The sequence below is a fragment of the Arthrobacter sp. 05L45_2 genome (assembly GCF_056397525.1).
Map to the genome: position 1 here is coordinate 1 of NZ_JBFTNO010000293.1, position 2408 is coordinate 2408.

Annotated in this window: 4 protein-coding genes and 1 tRNA gene; all 5 read left to right on the forward strand. The window is 65.8% G+C overall.

Annotated features, from left to right (window positions below; all coding sequences use genetic code 11):
* The coding region (locus tag AC1DHD_RS15570) for a DUF3052 family protein (RefSeq protein WP_476880583.1) at positions 1-156 on the forward strand (156 nt) is incomplete at its 5' end.
* Positions 157-182: 26 nt separating this feature from the next.
* Positions 183-656 carry a peroxiredoxin gene (locus tag AC1DHD_RS15575; RefSeq protein ID WP_476880580.1) on the forward strand — a complete coding sequence of 158 codons (474 nt, stop codon included), beginning with the start codon at positions 183-185 and terminating at the stop codon, positions 654-656.
* Positions 657-673: 17 nt separating this feature from the next.
* Positions 674-1594, forward strand: a complete 921-nt coding sequence (locus AC1DHD_RS15580; protein WP_476880581.1) for an NAD-dependent protein deacetylase — start codon at positions 674-676, stop codon at positions 1592-1594.
* Between the two features lie 98 nt (positions 1595-1692).
* A tRNA-Val gene (locus tag AC1DHD_RS15585) sits at positions 1693-1768 on the forward strand.
* A gap of 347 nt (positions 1769-2115) precedes the next feature.
* Positions 2116-2394: a hypothetical protein gene (locus AC1DHD_RS15590; RefSeq protein ID WP_476880582.1), complete on the forward strand. Its 279-nt coding sequence runs from the start codon at positions 2116-2118 to the stop codon at positions 2392-2394.
* Positions 2395-2408: the final 14 nt, after the last annotated feature.

Genomic DNA, 2408 nt, shown 5'->3' on the forward strand with positions numbered 1-2408 from the left:
GTCTGGGTACTCACCCCGAAGAACGGCCGCGAGGGTTACGTTTCCCCGTCGGATATCCAGGATGCGGCCCCCACCGCCGGACTGCACTGCACCACCTCCGCCGGGGTCTCCCGCGACTGGAGCGCAACCCGGCTGGTCACGCGGAAGAACAAGTGACCCGTAGCTCCACGGAAGCTGCGGTCGTGGCTCCCGACGCCCCGGCTGTCGGCCAGGCCGCCCCGGACTTTGAGCTGGTCAACCAGTTCGGCGAACCGGTCCGGCTTTCCGGACTGCGCGGTCGCACTGTGGTGCTGGTCTTTTTCCCCTTCGCCTTCTCCGGCATCTGCACCGGCGAACTCTGCGAGATCCGCGACAACCTGGCGCTCCTTGACGACGCCGGCGCGGCCGTGCTCGGGGTGTCGGTGGACAGCAAGTTCACCCAGCGCGCCTATGCGGAAAAGGAAGGTTACGAATTCGACCTGCTGGCCGACTTCTGGCCGCACGGCGACGTGGCCCACCGGTACGGCGTGTTTGACGCCAAGAGCGGCATGGCCCAACGCGGCACCTTCATCATCGATGCATCGGGAATTATCCGGTACGTCGTGGTCAACCCGCGGGGCCAGGCCCGGGACTTTGCGGAATACCGGGCGGCCCTGGCGGCCCTCGAGGGAAACTGACGGCAGGGGCAGGAAGCATGAGGCAGCGGCGGCCGGGTATTGGCATGACGGGATTCGCCAGCCTGCCGCCGGTGACCGCCGTCGAACCCGCCCGCAGCGACCTGGAAGTCCTGCAGGACATCCACGGCGTCCTGGCGGGAAAGCGCTTTGCGCTGCTAACCGGTGCGGGCCTCAGCACGGATTCGGGGATCCCCGATTACCGCGGCCCGGGCGCTGCCCCGAGGGCGCCCATGACCTACCAGGAATTCATCGGCGACACGGAGAACCGGCGCCGCTACTGGGCGCGGAACCATATCGGCTGGTCGCACCTGCGCCGCGCCGGCCCCAACGACGGTCATGTTGCTGCCGCACGCCTGGAGCGGCGCGGGCTGATTACGGGCCTCATCACGCAGAACGTGGACCGGCTGCATGAGGACGCCGGGAGCGAAAATGTGGTGGATCTTCACGGCCGCTTCGACCGCGTGATCTGCCTGGCCTGCCACCGGCGCTACACCCGCTCACTGCTCGCCGGGGTCCTTGAGGAGCTCAACCCCACCTTCCTGGCCGACGCGCTGGCCGCCGGCGTCGTGGAAATGGCGCCGGACGCCGACGCCACAGTGGAGGATTCGGAACTGATTGCCGGCTTCGTCGTCGCGAATTGCCCGGCCTGCTGCGGAACGCTGAAACCCGATTTTGTCTATTTCGGCGAGAACGTTCCGAAGGACCGCGTGGAGCGCTCCTACGCCATGGTGGACGCCGCGGAGGCTCTGCTGGTGGCGGGATCGTCGCTGACCGTGATGAGCGGGCTGCGGTTCGTCCGGCACGCGGCCAAGCAGGGCAAAGCCGTGGTGATCATCAACCGGGGGCAGACCCGGGGCGATGACCTGGCCACCATCAAGCTGGAGGCCGGCGTCAGCGAATCCCTGACCTGGCTCGCGGCGGAGCTGCCCGCGGTTTGAGGTTCCCCGCCCCCGCCGCCGATTAGTGTTTCGCGCCAGGATTCGGGTAGAGTCATTGTTCGTTGGTTGACGCACTTGCGGTGTGGAAACAACGTTTTGGGTCTTTAGCTCAGCTGGTAGAGCGCCACGTTTACACCGTGGATGTCATCGGTTCGATCCCGGTAGGACCCACCAAGAAAAACCCCGTCACGGCAGGCTGAAACGCTTGCCGGGCGGGGTTTTTTGCTTTCCACCCTTATTCCCCCAGCGACCTAAATGGTATTGTTATCTTATTTATTGGGGGATATGTTGTTTGGTCTGCGATCTTTTTTTGCCAACTTTTGGGTGCCGAAATGCCGCCTGTGTGGGGTTCCTGTTCCGGACGCAGGGGTCCCTTACTGCAAGGAGCAGCACCAGACGGAATTTGAATCCGTCAATGCCTGGTAGCGCGAGGCGTCTGCCAAGACATACTGCCGGGGTTTTTTGCTTGGCTCGGCAGAATGTCGGTGCCCGGCCCTAGTGTCACGGGCATGGAACATGTGATGGTGAAAACCGGCCCGGACGGGCGCCCGGCTGCAGTTGTCCGGGCCGGCCGCGAGTGGGTGGTCGGGGCCGAGCCGGTGCGCTGGTTTGAGCGGGTGAGCTGGTGGGAGGCGGAGCGCCGGATGCCGAAAGGGCTCAGCCGGGTGGACGTCGAGGTGTGGCAGGTCCAGGCGAGGCTGGGCAGGAACGCCGGATCGGCGCTGACCACCATGGAGATCATCAGGGACGGCCTTGGCGGGGGCTGGAGGCTCCGCGGGGCGGTAGCGGACGCGGCGTAGGACTGTGCCGGCTC

Coding starts and splice junctions, on each gene's coding strand:
- AC1DHD_RS15590 (WP_476880582.1), top strand. CDS start 2,116: ATGGTGAAAACCGGCCCGGACGGGCGCCCGGCTGCAGTTGTCCGGGCC.
- AC1DHD_RS15580 (WP_476880581.1), top strand. CDS start 674: ATGAGGCAGCGGCGGCCGGGTATTGGCATGACGGGATTCGCCAGCCTG.